The sequence below is a fragment of the Variovorax sp. genome, assembly GCF_035634955.1.
Lineage (GTDB): Bacteria > Pseudomonadota > Gammaproteobacteria > Burkholderiales > Burkholderiaceae_C > Variovorax.
The window spans coordinates 33,891-53,791 of the sequence record NZ_DASQBZ010000021.1; the positions used below are offsets into that span (position 1 = coordinate 33,891).

At 68.3% G+C, this 19,901-nt stretch carries 16 protein-coding genes; 7 read left to right on the top strand and 9 right to left on the bottom strand.

Going from position 1 to position 19,901, the window contains the following annotated elements:
- Positions 1-16 precede the first annotated feature (16 nt).
- The 5 genes from VES41_RS10950 to VES41_RS10970 all read left to right on the top strand — a co-directional run bounded on the left by VES41_RS10950 (position 17) and on the right by VES41_RS10970 (position 8,285).
- The gene (locus VES41_RS10950) at positions 17-1,231 is read left to right on the top strand and encodes an MFS transporter (RefSeq protein WP_324816541.1); all 1,215 of its coding nucleotides are present in this window, start codon (positions 17-19) and stop codon (positions 1,229-1,231) included.
- 33 nt (positions 1,232-1,264) lie between these two features.
- Positions 1,265-2,023 (top strand): 3-hydroxyacyl-CoA dehydrogenase, encoded by a 759-nt coding sequence (locus tag VES41_RS10955; protein ID WP_324816543.1) that lies wholly within the window; start codon positions 1,265-1,267, stop codon positions 2,021-2,023.
- Between the two features lie 49 nt (positions 2,024-2,072).
- Positions 2,073-4,076 carry a DNA primase gene (gene dnaG, locus VES41_RS10960; protein WP_324816545.1) on the top strand — a complete coding sequence of 668 codons (2,004 nt, stop codon included), beginning with the start codon at positions 2,073-2,075 and terminating at the stop codon, positions 4,074-4,076.
- A gap of 387 nt (positions 4,077-4,463) precedes the next feature.
- Positions 4,464-6,821 (top strand): RNA polymerase sigma factor RpoD, encoded by a 2,358-nt coding sequence (gene rpoD / locus VES41_RS10965; RefSeq protein ID WP_324816546.1) that lies wholly within the window; start codon positions 4,464-4,466, stop codon positions 6,819-6,821.
- Between the two features lie 234 nt (positions 6,822-7,055).
- Complete coding sequence (locus VES41_RS10970; protein ID WP_324816548.1) at positions 7,056-8,285, top strand: multidrug effflux MFS transporter; 1,230 nt, start codon at positions 7,056-7,058, stop codon at positions 8,283-8,285.
- Between the two features lie 30 nt (positions 8,286-8,315).
- On the opposite strand, the gene VES41_RS10975 is transcribed toward VES41_RS10970, so the two are convergent.
- The 8 genes from VES41_RS10975 to VES41_RS11010 form a co-directional block, all read right to left on the bottom strand.
- Entirely contained in the window at positions 8,316-9,041 is a 726-nt protein-coding gene (locus tag VES41_RS10975; protein WP_324816549.1) for an ABC transporter ATP-binding protein, read from the bottom strand.
- Complete coding sequence (locus VES41_RS10980) at positions 9,034-9,825, bottom strand: ABC transporter ATP-binding protein (protein WP_324816551.1); 792 nt, start codon at positions 9,823-9,825, stop codon at positions 9,034-9,036. The genes VES41_RS10975 and VES41_RS10980 overlap by 8 nt, the downstream gene beginning before the upstream one ends.
- Positions 9,822-10,817, bottom strand: a complete 996-nt coding sequence (locus VES41_RS10985; protein WP_324816553.1) for a branched-chain amino acid ABC transporter permease — start codon at positions 10,815-10,817, stop codon at positions 9,822-9,824. Before VES41_RS10985 ends, VES41_RS10980 begins: the two co-directional genes overlap by 4 nt.
- Positions 10,817-11,689, bottom strand: a complete 873-nt coding sequence (locus tag VES41_RS10990; protein ID WP_324816554.1) for a branched-chain amino acid ABC transporter permease — start codon at positions 11,687-11,689, stop codon at positions 10,817-10,819. Before VES41_RS10990 ends, VES41_RS10985 begins: the two co-directional genes overlap by 1 nt.
- Positions 11,690-11,814: 125 nt before the next feature.
- Positions 11,815-12,987, bottom strand: coding sequence for an ABC transporter substrate-binding protein (locus VES41_RS10995; RefSeq protein ID WP_324816556.1), 1,173 nt, complete (start codon positions 12,985-12,987; stop codon positions 11,815-11,817).
- A 165-nt stretch (positions 12,988-13,152) separates the two neighbouring features.
- Positions 13,153-14,130, bottom strand: a complete 978-nt coding sequence (locus tag VES41_RS11000) for a PDR/VanB family oxidoreductase (RefSeq protein ID WP_324816558.1) — start codon at positions 14,128-14,130, stop codon at positions 13,153-13,155.
- Between the two features lie 30 nt (positions 14,131-14,160).
- Positions 14,161-14,940: a GntR family transcriptional regulator gene (locus VES41_RS11005; protein ID WP_414719093.1), complete on the bottom strand. Its 780-nt coding sequence runs from the start codon at positions 14,938-14,940 to the stop codon at positions 14,161-14,163.
- The gene (locus VES41_RS11010; protein WP_324816559.1) at positions 14,937-16,040 is read right to left on the bottom strand and encodes an aromatic ring-hydroxylating dioxygenase subunit alpha; all 1,104 of its coding nucleotides are present in this window, start codon (positions 16,038-16,040) and stop codon (positions 14,937-14,939) included. The genes VES41_RS11005 and VES41_RS11010 overlap by 4 nt, the downstream gene beginning before the upstream one ends.
- Before the next feature lie 148 nt (positions 16,041-16,188).
- On the opposite strand from VES41_RS11010, the gene VES41_RS11015 reads away from it, so the two are divergent.
- Together VES41_RS11015 and VES41_RS11020 are read left to right on the top strand one after the other, a co-directional pair.
- On the top strand, positions 16,189-17,310 hold the full coding sequence (locus VES41_RS11015) for a 5-methyltetrahydropteroyltriglutamate--homocysteine S-methyltransferase (protein ID WP_324816560.1): 1,122 nt from the start codon (positions 16,189-16,191) through the stop codon (positions 17,308-17,310).
- 27 nt (positions 17,311-17,337) lie between these two features.
- Entirely contained in the window at positions 17,338-18,714 is a 1,377-nt protein-coding gene (locus tag VES41_RS11020) for a phospholipase D-like domain-containing protein (protein WP_324816562.1), read from the top strand.
- Positions 18,715-18,754: 40 nt separating this feature from the next.
- On the opposite strand, the gene VES41_RS11025 is transcribed toward VES41_RS11020, so the two are convergent.
- Positions 18,755-19,852, bottom strand: coding sequence for an ROK family protein (locus VES41_RS11025; RefSeq protein ID WP_324816564.1), 1,098 nt, complete (start codon positions 19,850-19,852; stop codon positions 18,755-18,757).
- Positions 19,853-19,901: the final 49 nt, after the last annotated feature.

Below are 19,901 nucleotides of genomic sequence, written 5' to 3' on the forward strand. Positions count from 1 at the left end.
CGCTTCCCGTTCCCCCATGACCCCCTCCCCGGCATCGTCCCGTTCGATCACTTCGATGCTGATCGTGCTGGCATCGGCCTTCGCGCTGAGCCAGGCCTTCCGCACCGTCGGCGCGATGATGGCGACACCGCTCGCCCAGCATTTCGGCCTCACCGCCCAGGCCCTGGGCCTGTGGGCGGGTACGTTCCACTTCATGTTCGGCGCGACGCAGCTCGCCATGGGCGTGTCGATCGACATGTACGGCGTGCGGCGCACGGTGCTCACGGCGTTCCCGCTGGCCATTGCCGGCGCGGTGCTGTGCGCCATGGCGCCCGGCTTCCATTCGCTGCTGCTCGGGCAGGCCCTGATCGGTGTGGGCTGCGCGCCCGTGTTCCTGGCCTGCACCGTGTTCATCTCGCGCCACTTCGACGCCTCGCGGTTCACGTCCATGTCCGGACTCGTCATGAGCATGGCCGGCCTGGGCATCCTGTTCACCGGCACGCCGCTGGCGCTGCTGATCGAGGCGGCGACCTGGCGTGCCGGCTATGCCTGCCTGGCAGTCTTCGCGGCCTTGTCGTGGGCCTTCGTCTATCGGCGCGTGCACGAGCCGCCGCGCGCCGTGGCGCAGCAACGCCAGACCTTGGCCGGGGCGGTGCGCGAACTGCTGCCGCTGTTCGCGATGCGGCACACGCTGGGGCTGCTGTGCTTCGCCTGCGTGTCGTACGCGGCGTTCATCACGCTGCGCGGCCTCTGGCTCGGCCCCGTCCTGCACGACCGGCACGGCTTGTCCCTCGTGAACGCCGGCAACGTGGCCCTGGTCATGACCGTCGCCGGCATGATCAGCCCGGTCGTGTTCGGGCGGCTCGACCCGCGCGGCGCCCATCTGGCGCGCTGGCTCACGGGCTGCGCATTCGCCGGCGCGGCGATGTTCGCGCTCATGGCGCTGACGCATTCCCTGGCCGTCGACATCGGCCTGCCAATCCTCTACGGGCTGCTGTCCGGCTACTCGGTGCTGCAGTACTCGTACACGCGCGCGGCCTATCCGGCGGCGATGACGGGACGCGCGCTGTCGCTGCTCAACATGGCGATGTTCCTGGGGGTGTCGCTCATGCAGTGGGCCACGGGCCTGGCCGCCTCGTGGGCGACCTCCGGCGGGGTCGAGCCGTTCCGCGCCGTCTTCCTCACGATCGCGGGCATGCTCGCGGTGGGCACGACGGCCTTCCTGCTGCTGCCGCGGGCGCAGCTTCGATAATGCCTACTGGCAACAAATATTGGAGATTCATTCATGCAAATCGAAGGCAAGGTGTTCATCGTCACCGGCGGCGCGTCCGGCCTGGGTGAAGGCACCGCCCGAATGCTGGCGGAGGCTGGCGCCAAGGTGGTGATCGCCGACATGCAGGTGGACAAGGGCAAAGCGGTCGCCCGGGAAATCGGCGCCACCTTCGTCAAGTGCGACGTCAGCCAGGAAGCCGACGGGCAGGCAGCCGTCGCCGCGGCGCTGAAGCTGGGCAAGCTGGTCGGCCTGGTCAATTGCGCCGGCGTGGCGCCGGCCGAAAAGACCGTGGGAAAGAACGGCCCGCACGCGCTGGCGGTGTTCAGCAAGACCATCACCGTCAACCTCCTGGGCACTTTCAACATGATCCGCCTGGCGGCCGACGCCATGGCGAAGAACGAGCCCGAATCCACGGGCGAGCGCGGCGTGCTGATCTCCACCGCCTCGGTTGCTGCGTACGACGGCCAGATCGGCCAGGCCGCCTACAGCGCCTCCAAGGGCGGCGTGGTCGGCATGACCTTGCCGATCGCCCGCGATCTGGCACGCAACGGCATCCGCAACATGACCATCGCCCCCGGCATCTTCGGAACGCCGATGCTGTTCGGCATGCCGCAGGAGATTCAGGACGCGCTGGCCGCCTCGGTACCCTTCCCGTCGCGCCTGGGCACGCCGCAGGATTACGCCCGGCTGGCCAGGCACATCATCGAGAACGACATGCTCAACGGTGAGGTGATCCGCCTGGATGGCGCCATCCGCCTGGCCCCGCGCTAGTCTTTGATCGCAGGCCCGCGCGCCACCGGCGCCGCGGCCCGGACTCCCCATGCCCATTCCCGCCGGCTTCATCCAGGACCTGGTCGCTCGCGCCGACATCGTCGAGATCGTCGGGCGCCATGTGCCGCTCAAGAAAGCCGGCGCCAACTACATGGGGCTGTGCCCGTTCCATGGGGAGAAGTCGCCTTCCTTCTCGGTCAGCCCGACCAAGCAGTTCTATCACTGCTTCGGCTGCGGGGTCCACGGCAATGCCATCGGATTCCTGATGGAGCATCTCGGGATGGGCTTCGTCGAAGCCGTGCACGACCTGGCCGGCCAGTACGGCATGCAGGTGCCCGAGGAACAGGGTTCGGCCGAAGAGCGCGCCCGCGCCGCCGGGCTGCGCCAGAAGCAGGCCACGCTGGGCGACGTGCTGGCGCGCGCGGCCAATGCCTACAAGGCGCATCTCAAGCGTTCGCCGCGCGCCGTGGAATACCTCAAGGGGCGCGGCATGAGCGGCGAGATTGCACGCGAGTTCGGCCTGGGCTACGCGCCCGAAGGCTGGCGCTCGCTCGCCAGCGTGTTTCCCGAGTACGACGATCCGCTGCTGGTCGAAAGCGGCCTGGTCATCGCTTCGGAGGAAGAAGAAGGCAAGCGCTACGACCGCTTCCGCGACCGGATCATGTTCCCGATCCGCAACGTCAAGGGCGAATACATCGGCTTCGGCGGGCGGGTGCTGGGCGACGAGAAGCCCAAGTACCTCAATTCACCCGAGACGCCGGTGTTCAGCAAGGGCCGCGAACTGTACGGCCTGTTCGAGGCGCGCGCCGCGCTGCGCGAGCATGGGTACGCGCTGGTCACCGAGGGCTACATGGACGTGGTGGCGCTGGCGCAGCTGGGGTTTCCCAATGCGGTGGCCACGCTGGGCACGGCCTGCACCGCCGAGCACGTGCACAAGCTGTTCCGTTTCACCGAATCGGTGGTGTTCAGCTTCGACGGCGACGCTGCCGGCCGGCGCGCCGCCCGCAAGGCGTTGGATGCAGCCATTCCTTTTGCCAACGACACGCGCAGCGTCAAGTTCCTGTTCCTTCCAGCCGAGCACGATCCGGACAGCTTCATCCGCGAATTCGGCGGCGAGGCATTCGCCCGCTTCGTCAACGAGGCAACGCCGCTCAGCCGCTTCCTGGTCGAGTCCGCCCGGGACGGCTGCGACCTGGGCAGCGCCGAGGGCCGTGCGCACCTGAGCAGCAACGCGCGCCCGTTGTGGAGCGCATTGCCCGACGGTGCGCTCAAGCAGCAGCTCCTGGCCGAGATCGCCGGCCTGGTGCAGCTCGACGCGCAGGCGCTGCAGTCGCTGTGGGCGGCGGCCGCGCCGCGCCCGCGTGCAGCCGCCGCGGCGCCGGCGCCGTACCAGGGCGAGGGTGCGCCGGCGTGGGGGGCCGACGTGCCGCCCTACCCCGGCGATCCGGGCGATTTCGGCGACGACGGCGGTGGGTGGGCACCGCCCGATGCCGGCGGCTACGGCAGCCGGCCTTGGCAGGGCAAGCGTGACCGACGCGGCTTCGACGGCGGCCGAGGGCGGTCGCGCGAATGGCGGGCCCGCCCCGCCCTTCCCAGGGTCCAGCCGCTCGGGCGCGCCGAGATTGCCGCGCGGATGCTGCTGGCCGACATGACGCCCTGGGGGGGGCTGTCGCACGAGTTGCATGGCCTGCTGTGCGACGCCCCCGGCGACGTCGGCGAACTCTTCCGCTGGCTGGACGCCCAGTTCCACGAGCACGGCAACCAGCCCTGGGCGGCACTGCGCGAAGGGCTGCGCGGCCATGCCGCCGAGGCCGTGGCCATGCGCCTCATGACCGGGCCCGATGGCGCACCCCTGGGCGAGCCGGGGCCGGACCATGCCGCGGCAGACACCGAGGCCGAGTTGCGCGATGTCCTGGCGCGCATGCTGATCGAGCGACTGGGCGAGGAGCTGACCGAGACGGCCCAGGCTTTCGGCTCCGACCCGGGGGCACCGGACCGCTACCGGGCCCTTGAAGCCAGGCGTCGCGAACTCCAGATGACACTGAAGGCCTGAAATCCGGCTGCCCGGGGCGCCCCGCCAGGCCCGCATAGGGGTTTCCAGCAGTTGCCAGGCGCTTGAAAAATCGGGGAAAGGCTATAATGTAAGGCTTCGTGCACAACTGCTGGCCGGCCAATAGGGTCAGCCGCAGCTGCAGGCACGAGCTGGCAAGAGCGACAGCAGCACCTCCGGGCCGGCCCTCAGACGCGCAATGCACATCCCGACAACACGGGATCGGGGCCAAATTACCGCAAGGACTGCACACCAAATGTTCGCCCGACATCTTGCCGGCGCCTCGCATGCGCCCGGTGGCATCAGCTCCCGGCGCATCCGCCTTTTCATGCCCGCGCCGGGTTTGTGGCGCTTGTGATCCGCTAGTCAATTCTTGTTGTTCGAGGTCTTATGCCCAGTTCAAAGAAGCCTGCCGTTTCCGCCACGAAATCCGCTGCCGGCGCCAAGCCATCCAAGGCCACCCCGGCCCGGAAGGCAGCCGCGGCTGTCAAGACAGCCACGGCATCGAAAGCCAAGTCAGTGACCAGCACCACCACCAAGACCACCAAGGCCGCCGAGGCGGCCGCCGAAACCAAGAAGATCCTCAAGGCCGCAGCCAGCGGAGACGCCGCGCCCGCCCGCAAGGTCGGCCGCCCGCCCAAGGCGGCCGGCGCCGCGCCGGCCACCACCGGCGCCAAGCGCGGCCGCAAGCCCAAGGCGGCGGCGGCCAAGCCCGAGACCGACGACATCGATCTGTCCGACCTCGAGGACGACCTGACCGGGGAGCCGGCGGCCGCCGTCGTCGTCGAGGAGAAGGTCAAGCCCCTGCGCATGAAGATCAGCAAGGCGAAGGAACGCGCCTTGATGAAGGAATTCGGCCTGGACGAGACCGTCCTGTCCGAGGAAGACCTGGCCAAGCGCCGCCAGCGCCTGAAGACCCTGATCACGCTGGGCAAGACGCGCGGCTACCTGACCCAGGGCGAGATCTCCGACCACCTGCCCGACAAGCTGGTCGATGCCGAGACCATGGAAGTGGTCGTGTCCATGCTCAACGACATGGGCGTGGCCGTGTACGAGCAGACGCCCGACGCCGAGACGCTGTTCCAGAACAACGTGGCGCCCACGGCTGCGACCGTCGAGGAAGCCGAGGAAGAGGCCGAGGCCGCCCTGTCCACCGTGGACAGCGAATTCGGCCGCACGACCGACCCGGTGCGCATGTACATGCGCGAGATGGGCACGGTGGAGCTGCTCACGCGCGAGGGCGAGATCGAGATCGCCAAGCGCATCGAGGGCGGCCTGATGGACATGATGCTGGCGATCTCCGCATCGCCCGCCACCATTGCCGAGATCCTGCGCATGGGCCAGGAGATCCGCGAAGGCAAGGTCGTCATCTCGACCGTGGTCGACGGCTTCTCCAACCCGAACGAGGCTGACGACTACGTGGCCGAGGAAGACTTCGACGAATTCGACGAGGAAGACGACGACGACGGCAACGGTGGCTCCAAGGCCCTGACCAAGAAGCTCGAGGAACTCAAGCGCGAGGCGCTGGTGCGCTTCGACCGCATGGCCGAGCTGTTCGAGAAGATCCACAAGATCTACGACAAGGAAGGCTACGGCTCGCCGACCTATCACAAGACGCAGCAGCAGTTGTCGGACGAGCTCATGACGATCCGCTTCACGGCCCGCACCATCGAGCGCCTGTGCGACATGGTGCGCGCCCAGGTGGACGACGTGCGCAAGAAGGAGCGCGAGCTGCGACGCATCATCGTCGACAAGTGCGGCTTCCCGCAGGAGGAGTTCATCCGCGACTTCTCCGGCTTCGACAAGAAGGGCAACCGCGTCGCCTCCAACCTGCTCAACCCGAAGTGGGTCGAGAAGCAGGCCGCCGCCGGCAAGCCCTGGAGCTCGGTGATGCAGCGCAACATCCCGCCGATCCAGGAACTGCAGCAGAAGCTTGCCGACGTGCAGTCCCAGGTCGTCGTGCCGCTGACCGAACTCAAGGAAATCAACCGCCGCATGATCGCCGGCGAGACTTCCTCGCGCGACGCCAAGAAGGAGATGATCGAGGCCAACCTGCGCCTGGTGATCTCGATCGCCAAGAAGTACACCAACCGTGGCCTGCAGTTCCTCGACCTGATCCAGGAAGGCAACATCGGCCTGATGAAGGCGGTCGACAAGTTCGAATATCGCCGCGGCTACAAGTTCTCGACCTACGCCACGTGGTGGATCCGCCAGGCCATCACGCGCTCGATCGCCGACCAGGCGCGCACGATCCGCATCCCGGTGCACATGATCGAGACCATCAACAAGATGAACCGCATCTCGCGCCAGCATCTGCAGGAGTTCGGCTTCGAGCCCGATGCGTCCATCCTGGCGGCCAAGATGGAGATTCCCGAGGACAAGATCCGCAAGATCATGAAGATCGCCAAGGAGCCGATCTCCATGGAAACGCCCATCGGCGACGACGACGATTCGCACCTGGGCGACTTCATCGAGGACAGCACCAACACCGCGCCGATCGAGGCGGCCATGCAGGCCGGCCTGCGCGACGTGGTCAAGGACATCCTCGACAGCCTGACCCCGCGCGAGGCCAAGGTGCTGCGCATGCGCTTCGGGATCGAGATGAGCACCGACCACACGCTCGAGGAAGTGGGCAAGCAGTTCGACGTGACCCGCGAGCGCATCCGCCAGATCGAGGCCAAGGCGCTGCGCAAGCTCAAGCACCCGAGCCGCTCGGACAAGCTGCGCAGCTTCATCGATACACTTTGAGCTCGCCCCCAGGCTGCGCGGCACTTCGTGCCGCTACGCCAACCCCCTGCCGGGGGCACACCCTGCGGCCCGGCCAAGCCGGTTCCGCGGGTGTTCCCGAAAGGGGTTCGCAGCGCTCGCCGCGGTTTTCCGCTCTGTCGCCGGAAAACGCCTGTGGTGAGGCTCCGCGCCGCATACTCCCCAATCAATGCGCCCGCCACGTGTCGGGCGCTTCTTTTTCTGCCAGCCTGTCCCATGAATCCTGACGCCGCAACGATCTGGAAGGCGCCGCGCTGGGCGCTGGCGGTGCTGCTGGCCCTGCTCGGCATGCTGGGGCCGTTCTCGATCGACACATACATCCCGGCGTTCTCGGGCATCGCGCAGTCGATCGGCGCGTCGCCGGTGGAGATGCAGCAGACGCTGTCTGCCTACCTGTTCGGCTTCGCGTTCATGAACCTGTTCCATGGCGCGCTGTCGGACAGTTTCGGCCGCCGGCCGGTGATCCTTGGCGGCCTGGCGGTGTTCACGCTGGCGTCGCTCGGGTGCGCCCTGTCGCAGACCATCGGGCAGTTGGTGCTGTTTCGCGCGCTGCAAGGGCTGGCTTCGGGCGCCGGCATCGTCGTCTCACGCGCGGTGATCCGCGACATGTTCCCGCCCGCCGAGGCGCAGCGGGTGATGAGCCAGGTGACCATCTACTTCGGCGTAGCGCCGGCCGTGGCGCCGATCATCGGCGGCTTCCTGTTCGTGCACCTGGGGTGGCACAGCGTGTTCTGGTTCCTGGTCGCGGTGGGCGTGCTGCTGTTCGCCTTCAACTGGCGCATGCTGCCCGAGACGCTGCACCCGAGCGAGCGCCAGCCGTTCCATCCGGCGCCGCTGATGCGCGGCTACTGGACGCTGCTGTCCGACCCGCGCTTCCTGCTGCTGGCACTGGCCAGCGGCGTGCCGTTCAACGGCATGTTCCTGTACGTGCTGTCCGCGCCCGAATTCCTCGGCCACCACCTGGCGCTGGCGCCGCAGCAGTTCTTCTGGTTCTTCATCCTCACCATCGGCGGCATCATGTCGGGCGCGTGGCTCAGCGGCCGAAAGGCCGGCAAAGTGCGGCCCAAGCGCCAGATCCGCGACGGCTTCCTGATCATGCTGGTCACCTCGATCGTCAACGTGGCCGCCAACCTGTTGTTCCAGCCGCACGTGAGCTGGGCGCTGTGGCCGCTGGCGGTGTTCGCATTCGGGTGGGCGCTGATGGTGCCGGCCGTGACGCTGCTGGTGCTCGACCTGCATCCCACGCGGCGCGGCATGGCCTCGTCGCTGCAGGCGGTGATCGGCGCGGTCGCCAACGGCATCGTCGCCGGCGCCGTGGCACCGCTGGTGATGCACTCCACCCGCGCGATGGCCCTCACCTCGGCGCTGATGCTCGGCATCGGCATCGTGGCCTGGTGGGTGATGCGCCGGCACTGGCCCGAGATCGGCGGCGCCCAGGCCGACTGACCTGGCGCGCAGCCGGCGCAGGCGCCTGCCTCAGCGCCCCACGCCCAGCAGATGCCCCAGCACCTCCGGCTGTGCGCGCAGCGTCGCGGCCTTGTCGCGGTGGACGACGGTCCCGTGGTCCAGCACCACCGCTTCGTCCGAGATCGCCAGGATGGCCTGCGGATGCTGCTCGACGATGATCGCCGCCAGGCCTTCGCCCTGCGTGATGCGGCGGATGGCGCGCAGCAGCTCCTCGACGATGATGGGCGCCAGGCCCTCCAGCGGCTCGTCCAGCAGCAGCAGCCGCGGGTTCAGGACCAGCGCCCGGCCCACGGCCAGCATCTGCTGCTCACCGCCGGACAGCTGCGTGCCCAGGTTGCCCTTGCGCTCGGCCAGGCGCGGGAACATCTCGTAGACGCGCTCGGGCGTCCACGGCGCGCTGCTGGCGCCGGCGCGGCCGGGCCGCGCTACCGCGGTGAGGTTCTCATGCACCGTGAGCGACTTGAAGATGTTGCGCTCCTGCGGAACCCAGCCGACGCCGACCGCGGCGCGCTGGTGCGGCGCGAGCTTCGACAGCGCAACGCCGGCCAGCTGGATGCGGCCGCCATGCTGGCGCGTGACGCCCGCGAGCGTGTTGATCAGGGTGGTCTTGCCGGTACCGTTGCGGCCCAGGAGCGCCAGCGTCTGGCCCTCGCCGAGCGTCAGCGACACGTCGTTGAGCACGACCGCCTCGCCGTAGCCCGCGCTCAACTGCTCGATTTGCAGCAGCTCACTCATGTGCGGCCTCCCCATGGCCCAGGTAGACCTCGCGCACTCGCGGGTCGTTGGCGATTTCTTCCGGCGTGCCTTCGGTGAGCAACGTCCCGTTGACCAGCACCGTCATGCGGTCGGCAAAGCTGAACACCAGGTCCATGTCGTGTTCGATCAGCAGCACCGACACGTCGGAAGGCAATGCCGCCACCGTCTGCAGCAGTTCTTCTCGCTCGCCGGCGGGCACGCCCGCCACTGGCTCGTCCAGCAGCAGCACGCGCGGCTCGCAGGCCAGCGCGATGGCGATCTCCAGCAGGCGCCGCTTGCCGTAGGCCATCTCGCGCGTGCGCAGGTTCGCCACGTCGGTCAGCCGGAAGGTCTCCAGCAGCTGCGCCACACGCTCCATCACCGCCAGGTCGCGGCCCAGCGGCTGCCACCACTTGCGGCCCAGGCCGCGCTGCTGCGACACCACCAGCGCCAGCGTCTGCAGGGGCGTCATGGCGTCGAACAGCTGGTTGATCTGGAACGTGCGCACCAGCCCGCGCCCCACCCGCTGGTGCGGCGCCAGCCGGGTGATGTCCCGGCCGAGCAACTCGATGCGGCCGGCGGTCGGCGTCAGCACGCCCGTCAGCAGGTTGATCAGGGTGGTCTTGCCCGCACCGTTCGGGCCGATCAGCGCATGCCGCGCGCCGGGGCGCAACTGCAGCGACACGTCGTTGGTGGCCGTGATGCCGCCGAAGCGCATCACCAGGCCGCTGGCCGACAGCACCGGCGGCTGTGCGGCATCGATGACAGTTCTGATCGCGCTCATCGGGCAACCTTCCTGTGGCCGTTGCGGGCGCCGCCGAACCACGTCCAGGGCCGCAGCAGCCGCTCGCGTCCGACAAGCACGAGCAGCACCAGGATCAGGCCGATCCAGAACATCCAGTATTGCGGCGTCACGCTCGACAGCCAGTCCTGCAGCAGCTTGAAGACCACCGCACCGGCCACGCCGCCGTACAGCCAGCCGACGCCGCCGATGACCAGCATCAGCATCACGTCGGCCGAGCGGTCGAACGCCAGCACGTCGAGCGAAGCGAAGCCGGTGGTCTGCGCCAGAAGCGCACCGGCAACACCGGCCACGGCCGCAGCCACGGTGTAGATGGCGAACAGGCGCCCCACCACCGGCACGCCGATCGCCATGGCGCGCAGCCGGTTGTCGCGGATCGACTGCAACGTTGCACCGAAGGGCGAATGCACGATGCGGCGCATCAGCAGGAACAGCAGGAACAGCACCGACAACGAATACCAGGCCGCCGTGCGGCCGTAGAGGTCGAAGTCGAACCGGCCCAGCACCGGACCCATGATCACGCCCTGCAGGCCGTCCGCGCCGCCGGTCAGCCAGCCCAGCTTGTTGGCCAGCTCCAGCAGCAGCAGCGCGGTGCCCAGCGTCACCATCAGCCGCGTGAGGTCGGTGCCGCGCAGGATGGTCACGCTGGCGACCGCGCCCAGCCCGGCGCTGAGCACCAGCGCCACCAGCAGGCCCAGCGTCGGATCGGGATTGAGATGCTTGGCGAACAGCGCGGCCGTGTAGGCGCCGAAGCCGAAGAAAGCCGCATGGCCCAGCGAGACGATGCCGGTGTAGCCCAGGATCAGGTCGAGCGACATCGCGAACAGCGCGACGATGGCGATCTCGTTGATCATCAGCGCGTGCGAAGGCATGACGAGCGGCAGCACGAAGACCACCGGCCAGAACACCAGCTCCCACCAGCGCCAGCGCGCCCGGCCCAGGAGATCGGCTTGCAGCGAAGAAGCATTGGCCATCAGCGGGCTCCCTTGCGGGTGAACAGGCCCTGCGGGCGCCACAGGAGAATGACGATCATCAGCAGATAGACGGTGAATGCCCCCATCTTGGGGATGAAGTACTTGCCGGCAACGTCGGCAACGCCGAGCAGCAGGGCCGCGAGCAGCGGGCCGGTGATGGACGAAGTGCCACCCACCGAGACCACGATCAGGAAATAGATCATGTACTTGAGCGGAAAGCTCGGGTCCATGCCCAGCACCTCCACGCCCAGCGCGCCGCCCAGCCCGGCCAGGCCGGACCCGAAGGCGAAGGTCAGCAGGAACACGGCATTGACGTTGATGCCCATGCCCGATGCCACGCGCGGGTCGTCGACCGCCGCGCGCAGCCGGCTGCCGAAGCGCGTGCGCGTGAGGATCAGCTGCAGCACGACCGTCAGCACCGCGCACACGCCGATGATGAACAGGCGGTAGTGGCCCATGCCCAGCAGAAAGGCGCCGTCGCCGATCTCGGTGCGGCCGCGCAGCCATTCCGGGATCTGGATATTCTGCTGCGACGAGCCCGCGAAATAGTCGATCGCCGCCACCGACATGAAAGCCAGCCCGATGGAGAACAGCACCTGGTCCAGGTGCGACCTGCCGTACATGGGCCGATACAGCGTGCGCTCGAGGATCGCGCCGAGCAGCGCGGCGCCCAGGAATGCCAGCGGCAGGCAGGCCAGGAACGGCACGCCGAAATGCTGCATTGCCATGACCGTCAGGTAGCCGCCGGCCATGGCGAAGGCACCGTGCGCCAGATTGATGAAGTTCATCAAGCCCAGCGTCACGGCCAGGCCGACCGCGAGTACGAAGAGCAGCATGCCGTAGGCAATACCGTCGAAGAGGATGGTGAGCATGAGTCGCTTGAAAAGGAAACCCCCCATTCGGGAGACTCCAGGGGCCCGGCTTCGCCGGTCCTCGGGTGTCGCCCCCGGCAGGGGGGTGGGCGCAGCGCCCCGTCAGGCGCGTGCAGCCTGGGGGTTTACTTTGCTTTTCCCGGGTCCTTGACCTGCTTGATCACGTCGAACTCGACGTTGTAGAGCTTGCCGTCCTTCTTTTCGACCTTGCGCAGGTACACGTCCTGCACGATGTCGCGCGTCTGCGCGTCGATCAGCACCTCGCCGCGCGGGCTCTCGAAGACCTGGCCCTTCATGGCGGCCAGCAGCGCGTCGCCGCCACCCTTGCCCTTGGTGTCCTTGAGCGCCTCGTAGATGATGCGCATGCCGTCATAGCCGCCCACGGCCATGAAGTTCGGACGCATGCCCTTGTTGGCCTTCTCGAACGACTCGACGAACTTCTTGTTCAGCGCCGACGGGTGATAGGCCGAGTAGTGGTGCGTGGTGACCACGCCCAGCGCGCCGTCGCCCATGTCGTTGAGCTGGTCGTCGTCCGTCACGTCGCCAGTGGCGATGAGCTTGATGCCGGCCTTGTCCATGCCGCGTTCGACAAACTGCTTCATCACCGCCGCGCCCGCGCCCGAGGGCACGAAGACGAACAGCGCATCGGGCTTCTCGTCGCGCACCTTCTGCAGGAACGGCGCGAAGTCGGGGCTGCGCAGCGGCACGCGCAGCTTGTCGAGCACCTTGCCGCCGTTGGCGGCGAAACGCTCGGTGAAGTACTTCTCGGCGTCGTTGCCCGGGCCGTAGTCGGACACCAGCGTCACCACCGACTTGATGCCGTTCTTGGGGGCCCAGTCGCCCATCGCGACAGACACCTGCGGGAGCGTGAAGCTCGAGCGCACCACATACGGCGAGGCACTGGTGATGGCGGACGTGGCCGCGGCCATCACGACCATCGGCGTCTTGGACTGCGTGGCCAGCGGCGCGGTCGACAGCGCGGCCGGCGTGATGCCGAAGCCGGCCAGCACGTCCACCTTGTCATTGACGATGAGCTCCTGCGCCAGGCGCTTGGTCACGTCCGGCAGCGTGGTGTCGTCCTTGACGATCAGCTCGACCTTGCGCCCCGCCACCGTGTCGCCGTGCTGGGCCATGTACAGGCGCGCCGCGGCCTCGACCTGCCGGCCGGTGCTGGCCTGCTGGCCGGTCATCGGCAGGATCAGGCCGATCTTGAAAGGTGCGTCCTGCGCCAGCGCGATGGACGAGGCCAGCGCAAGCGCGGTCAGCCCGGTGACCTGAATGAGTTGACGGCGATTCATTCCGAAGCTCCTTTTCGATGAGAGAGTCTGTGCAAAGCCGGCCTATTTTGAACACTTTGCAACATTTCGGGTTCGTTGCATGCCCCAATGGCGGCGGTATCGGCGCCGATTGTTGCGCGATAACCATAGGGGCTGCGCGATCATCGCGCAGACGACGGAAAAAGCTCAATCGGGCCGGTAGGCCGAGTCGAGCGTGATCGCGCCGACCGCGCGCGAGACGCAGGCGCACATCCGCGTGCAGGCCTGCTTTTCGTGCGGCGAGAGGAACACGTCGCGGTGATCGATCTCACCATCCACTGCCAACACATCCATGGCGCACAAGCCGCATTCGCCGCGCCGGCAGTCCGACAGCGCCTGCACCCCATGCGCCTCCAGGGCCTCGAGCAAGGTGCTGTTGGCGGGCACCTCGATGTCGAGACCGTGGCGCGGGATGCGCACCCGGAAGGCCTGCGTGGGCAGGCGCCCGCTGCTGCCGAAGGTCTCGAAGCGAAGGTCGACCGGCGGCCGCCCCGCGTCGGCCCAGGCCTGCTTGACCGCCTCCAGCATGGGCACCGGCCCGCACGCGTAGAGCTGCGCGCCGGGCGCCAGCGCCGCGATCTCGGCCGCGAAGTCGATCGCCGCACTGCCCGCGTGCAAGGCCAGGCGCTCGCCCAGCAGGGCCTGCAGCGGTTCGCCGTAAGCCAGTTCCTCCGTGGTCCTGGCGCCGTAGAGCATGCGCAGCGCGGCGCCGCGCCGGGCCGCGACGGCGGCGGCCTGCTGCGCCATGTACACCATCGGCGTGATGCCGATGCCGCCGGCCACCAGCAGATAGCCGGGCGCCTGCAGATCGAGCGGAAAGTGGTTCTGCGGATCGCTCACCATCAGGCGGTCGCCGGGTTCGAGCTGCCACATGGCGCGCGAGCCGCCCCGACCTTCGTCCATGCGCTTGACCGCGATGCGCCAGCTCAGTCCGTCCGGAGCGCCGATCAGCGAGTAGTGACGCGTCTGCACGTTGCCCGCCAGCACCTGCACCTGAAGATGGGCACCAGGTTCGTAGGGCGCGGCCACGCCGGATTCGGGCCGGATCTCGAACTCCCGCACGGTGGGGCTGAGCGTACGCGTGGCGGCAATGCGCGCCGGCATCCATTGGATGTCGCTTTTCATGGTCGAAGGTCGTCTGGAATCGAAGAATGTTCAGTTGCGCCGGCGGATCAGCTGCACGCCGGGCAATGCGTGGTGGGCACTGCCGTGCAGTGCCTCGTGGAGGTTGCGCCGCGCCATGCGGCTGTGCTCGCGCATCAGCGCCTCGGCACGCGCGCCCTCGCGCGCCTCGATGGCGTCCAGCACCTGCCGGTGCTGGTCCTGGGCGATCACGAGCATGTCGCGTGCCGCCGGCGAGTTCGCCTGCACCACCACGAAGCCGGAAGGCGAGGCGAAAGGCAGGTTCACGACCCGGTCGAGTTGCTTGGCCAGAACCGCGCTGCCCGCCATTTCGGACAGCAGCACATGAAAGCGCGCGTTGAACTCCACGTAGCGCGAGAAGGCCGCATCGTCCAGGGCCGGCTGGCGCAGCAGCTCGTCGATGCGCGCCAGGCAGCCGTGCGCTTCGCGCAGCACCACCGGGGGCGCACCGCGCTCGGCGGCCAGCCGCGCGACGAGGCCTTCGAGCGTGCCGCGCAGTTCGATGGCGTCGGAGACGTCGCGCTCGGAAAACGTGCGCACCGCGAATCCGCCGTTGGGCAGCGCCTCCAGCAGGCCCTCCTGTTCGAGCCGCATGAGCGCGCTGCGCACCGGCGTGCGCGACACGCCGAGCATTTCGGACACCGCCACTTCGGCAATGCGGGCACCGCCGCCGAGATCGCCGGCCAGGATCATCTCGCGCAAGCGCAGCTGCGCCTTGACGGCCTGCGAGCCACCGGCCTCCTGCGTTTCGGCAGCGCCGGCCTCCAGGCCGCGCGGGCCGGCGGCCGTCATGCCGCCGCCACCGCCGGCCGAATCGGAATCACCGGGACAGGCGGTGCCTCGCGCGCCACCAGGCGGTCGATCAGCCGGCGCGCCCACATCGAGCCGGCGTCGATGTTGAGGTTGTAGAAGGTGTGATCCGGCCGCTCGTCCATGGCGCGTTGCTGGGCCTCGAGCACCAGTTCGTCCTCGCGGAAGATGCCGGCGACGCCTTCGCGCAACTCGTGCGTCAGGCGCTGCTCGCCCAGGCAGTAGTTGCGCGCAAAGGCCCAGAAGTACAGACAGGTCTTGTCGGTCTCTGGCGTGATCGTGTTGAGCACATAGCCGTTCACGCCGCCGCTGCGGTCGCCCGGCGAGTCGCCCCTGGGCACGGCGCCACTGCCGGCGGGCGCCACGCCGACGTCGATGTTCACGGTGCAGGGCGCCTCGAAGCGGATGATCTGCCATCGGTCCACCTTGCCCTGGTAACCGCGCGCATGGCGGATCTGCGCGGCCCAGAAAGGCGGCGCGTCGATGCCCTCCATCCAGCGGGTGACAGTTGCGCTGCGATCGCCATGGGTGGCAACGAAAGGCGCCTCGGCCACGGCGCGGTTGCCGATCGACGAGCCGTGCACGAAGGTCTCGTGCGTCAGGTCCATGAGGTTGTCGACCACCAGCCGGTAATCGCAGGCGACGCGGATCATCTTGCCGTCGCCGGCCCACTGCGGGTCGTCGTTCCAATGCATGTCGGGCACCAGCGCCGGATCGGCCTTGGCCGGATCGCCCGGCCAGACCCAGATGAAGCGGTGCTTTTCCACCACCGGGTAGCTGCGCACGCAAGCCGACGGATTGAGCGTCTCCTGGCTCGGCATGTGGGTGCAGCGGCCCTGGCTGTTGTAGACCAGCCCGTGGTAGCCGCACACCAGCTCGTCACCCTCGAGGCGCCCCAGCGACAAGGGCATCAGGCGGTGCCAGCAGGCGTCCTCCAATGCCGCCACCTGGCCGTCGGTGCGGCGGAACAGCACCAGCTTCTGGTTGCAGACGGTGCGCGGCATGAGGGCGTGCCGCACCTCCACGTCATAGGCGGCGGCATACCAGGCGTTCAGCGGAAAAGGGCGAGATGCAGCGTTCATGGATACTCAATGTATACAGAACAAGCGTCAAATCCAATAGTTTTGCGACAATTCGAGGGTAAACACCGAGCTTGCTGTATACAGTGCAGCGGTTTGTAGTCCGTTTACGATCTTTCCTCTTTTCTTCCTGCCCGCACGGAGACCCCCCATGTCCCAACACGCCCACTTGCCTGCCCGCTATGACCACGTCGGCAGCTTCCTGCGTCCCGCCTACCTCATCGAGGCACGCGAGAAGAAGGCCAAAGGCGAGATCGACGCCCAGCAGCTTCGCGAAGTCGAAGACAAGGCGATCACCGAGATCGTGAAGTTCCAGGAAGGCATCGGCCTCAAGAGCATCACCGACGGCGAGTTCCGCCGCACCTATTTCCACATCGACTTCCTCGAGCAGCTCGGCGGCGTGAAGACCGACATCCCGGTCACCATCCGCAAGCCGGACGGGACCGAGGAGCTGGCTCCGCCGGTGATCCGCGTGATCGACAAGGTCCGGCACGCCAAGAACATCCAGCTGGCGGACTTCCAATACCTCAAGAGCCAGGTCTCGGCGGGCAACACGCCGAAGGTGACGATCCCCTCGCCGACCATGCTGCACTTCCGCGGCGGGCGCGCGGGCATCAGCCGCGAGGCATACCCGGAGCTGGACCCGGTCTTCTACGACGACGTGGCCAAGGCCTATGGCGACGAGCTGCGCTCGCTGGCCGACGCCGGCTGCACCTACGTCCAGATGGACGACACGAACCTGGCCTACCTGTGCGACGTGAACCTGCGCGAGGCGGCCCGCCAGCGCGGCGACGACCCCAACGAGCTGCCGCACCGCTATGCGCAGTTCATCAACAAGATCGTGGCGCACAAGCCCGAAGGCATGCTGCTGGGCATCCACCTGTGCCGCGGCAACTTCAAGAGCACGCACGCCGCGGCCGGCAACTACGAGCCGGTGGCCGAGGCGCTGCTCAAGGAAATGGACGTCGACGCGTACTTCATGGAATACGACGACGCCCGCTCGGGCGACTTCAAGCCGCTGCGCTACCTGCCCAAGGGCAAGACGGTCGTGCTCGGCCTGGTGACCACCAAGTTCGGCGAACTCGAGGACAAGGACGAACTCAAGCGGCGCATCGAAGAGGCGGCCAAGTACGTGCCGCTCGAGCAGCTGGCGCTGTCCCCGCAGTGCGGCTTCTCCAGTACCGTGCACGGCAACAACATCGCCGTGGAAGACCAGCGCCGCAAGCTGCAGTTGGTGGTCGAGACCGCCCAGGAGGTCTGGGGCTCGACCTGACGCCGCGGCCGTGGTGAACTGGCGGCCATGAAGGCCCCGCCGCTCGACTGGCTGCCCAGCCCCTCCCAGCACTTCCTGGTGGTCAGCGTCGCCCTGCTGGTGTACGTGCTGACCACGCGCGTGCGGCGCGAACATCGCGCGCCGACCACTGCCATCGCCTGGGTGATGGCGCTGGTGCTGCTGCCGTACGTGATGCTGCCGATGTACCTCCTGTTCGGCCAGCGCAAGTTGCGGCCGGCAGGCACCCAGCGCCCCCCGCGCAACGGCGCCGTGCAGCACTGGGCCGCCGAGCTGGCCGAGAGCTTCGGGCTGGCCGCACCCGCCCCCTGCGCCATCCGGATGCACGCCGATGGCGCAGCCGCGCGCGACGCGCTGTGGCAGGTGATCGAGGGCGCGCGCGAGCGCCTCGATGTCTGCACCTTCATCATCGGCGCCGACGAACTCGGCCAGGAGGCGCTCGAGCGCCTGGCCCGCCGCGCGCGCGAAGGCGTGAAGGTGCGCGTGCTGCTCGACGGCTTCGGCGCCTTGCAGCTGCCGCGCGGACACTTCACCAAGCTGCGCGCCGCGGGCGCCCAGGTGGCGGTCTTTCGCCCCTTGTTCAGCCTGCGCCGCAACGGGCCGCGCAACCTGCGCAACCATCGCAAGTTCACCATTGCCGACGACCAGTGGCTGTGGACCGGCGGGCGCAACCTGGCCGGCGAGTATTTCTGCGGCAACGCGGCCCATCCGCAGCCCTGGCGGGACCTGTCGTTCGACCTGCATGGCGACGCGGCCACGGCGGCCGCGCGCCAGTTCGAGCAGGACTGGGCTTCGGCGCGCGGACACGACGCCCGCCCCATCGCCTCGTCGGCGCAGCCACCGCGTGGCGCCTGCCTGGCCCAGTTCCTGCCGAGCGGCCCCGACCAGAGCGAGGACACGGCCATGGCGCTGCTGATCGACGCGTGCTTTCGCGCCGAGCATCGCCTGCTGGCCGTGACGCCCTACTTCGTGCCCAGCGACGGGCTGCGCGATGCTTTGCGGCTGGCGGCGCGACGCGGGGTGCAGGTGACGATCGCCATGCCGCAGGTGTCCAATCACCGCCTGGCCGATTTCGTACGCGCCCGCGCGATGCGCGACCTGGCGCGTGCCGGCGTCATCTTCCGCATGCTGCCGTTCATGTCGCATGCCAAGGCCGTGGTGGTGGACGAGGACCTGGCCACCTGCGGATCGATCAACCTCGACGGACGCAGCCTGCTGCTCAACCACGAGGCCACGGTGATCTTCTACGACATCCGGCAGATCGAATGGCTGGCCCACTGGATCGAGGTCACGGCCTCCGCCGGTGAAACCTACCGGGCCCGCACGCCGAGCCTGGCGCGCGACATCGGCGAGGGACTCGTGCTGACGCTGGCCTTCCAGCTGTGAAGCGCTGGCCCCACCGGAGTGCCGCCACGGCCGGGCCGCCTCAACCCTTCTTTTCGGCGGCGACGTTGGTGTAGGTGGCGTTGCCCAGCCCGGTGCCGATCGTCAGCACCGCCCAATGCCGCACGTCCTGCATGAAGGGCAGTTCGCTCAGCCCCTGCACCACCGCGTCGTTGTGCAACAGCACATCTGGCCGCCGGCCGTCGATGTCAGGCAGCAACTGGGCCAATGCCTGCGGCAGGTGGAAGTGGTCGCTGCTCCAGTCGCCCGGCATGTTGTGCGCGCCGCGCGAGATGCTGCCATCGCCCAGGACCCGGCCCGGGCATGCCACGCCGACGAATGGCGCCAGCGCGATGCCCTTGCGCCTGGCGTGCGCGGCCAGTTCGTGCAGCATTTGCGCGATGCCCTCCATCAGGTCGCCGCGCGACGGGGAGTCGTCCGCATGGCGCCACTTGTGGCGGCGCAGCACCCTGGCGCGGGACAAGTCCTTGGCCTTGGCACGCCGCGTCTCGACGATGCCGCAGCGCACATTGGTGCCGCCGATGTCCACCGCCAGGATCGCGTCGTACTGCGCCACCAGCGCGGGCGGCGTCAGGTGCACCCATCCGATCAGGCCGGCATCGTCCACGTCGTTGCACAGGCGCGCCAAGGTCACGCGGCTGCCCTGCTGGTGCAGGATGGTGCCGGCCTGAAGCAGCGCGTGCTCGCCCACCGCGCTGCCGGGAAAGCCACCGCCGATGACCACCCGCTCGACCCGCTGCCAGGTCGGATGCTTGCAATAGCGCTCGATCACCTGCACCAGCTCGACCGCGAATTCCTCGATCGCGGCGTCGAGCATGTCGCTCGCGGCGCTGGCCACCGGTGCGCGCAGCACCTCGTCGAGCTCTCGCTTGGCGATGCGCTTGCTGTCCTTGCCGCGCAGCGGGTCGGCCCTGTTGCGGCGCCGATGGCGTTTGCGCCAGGCTTGCAGGAGCTTTCGGAAGGCGGTCTGGCTGGCGGCATCGCCGACGAAGCCGGTGGGCCCGCGCACCATGAGGCTGTAGCCGTCCACGTGCACCGAAGGCAGGTTCAGCGCGCCATGTCGCAGCGCGGCTGCTTCGTCGACGGGTTTGCGGCGTGTCCGGGCTGAGTCTGATTTCATGCGCGCACTGTGGGTGGCGCCGCGGCCGGTCTGCGGCAGTGCGCATCGC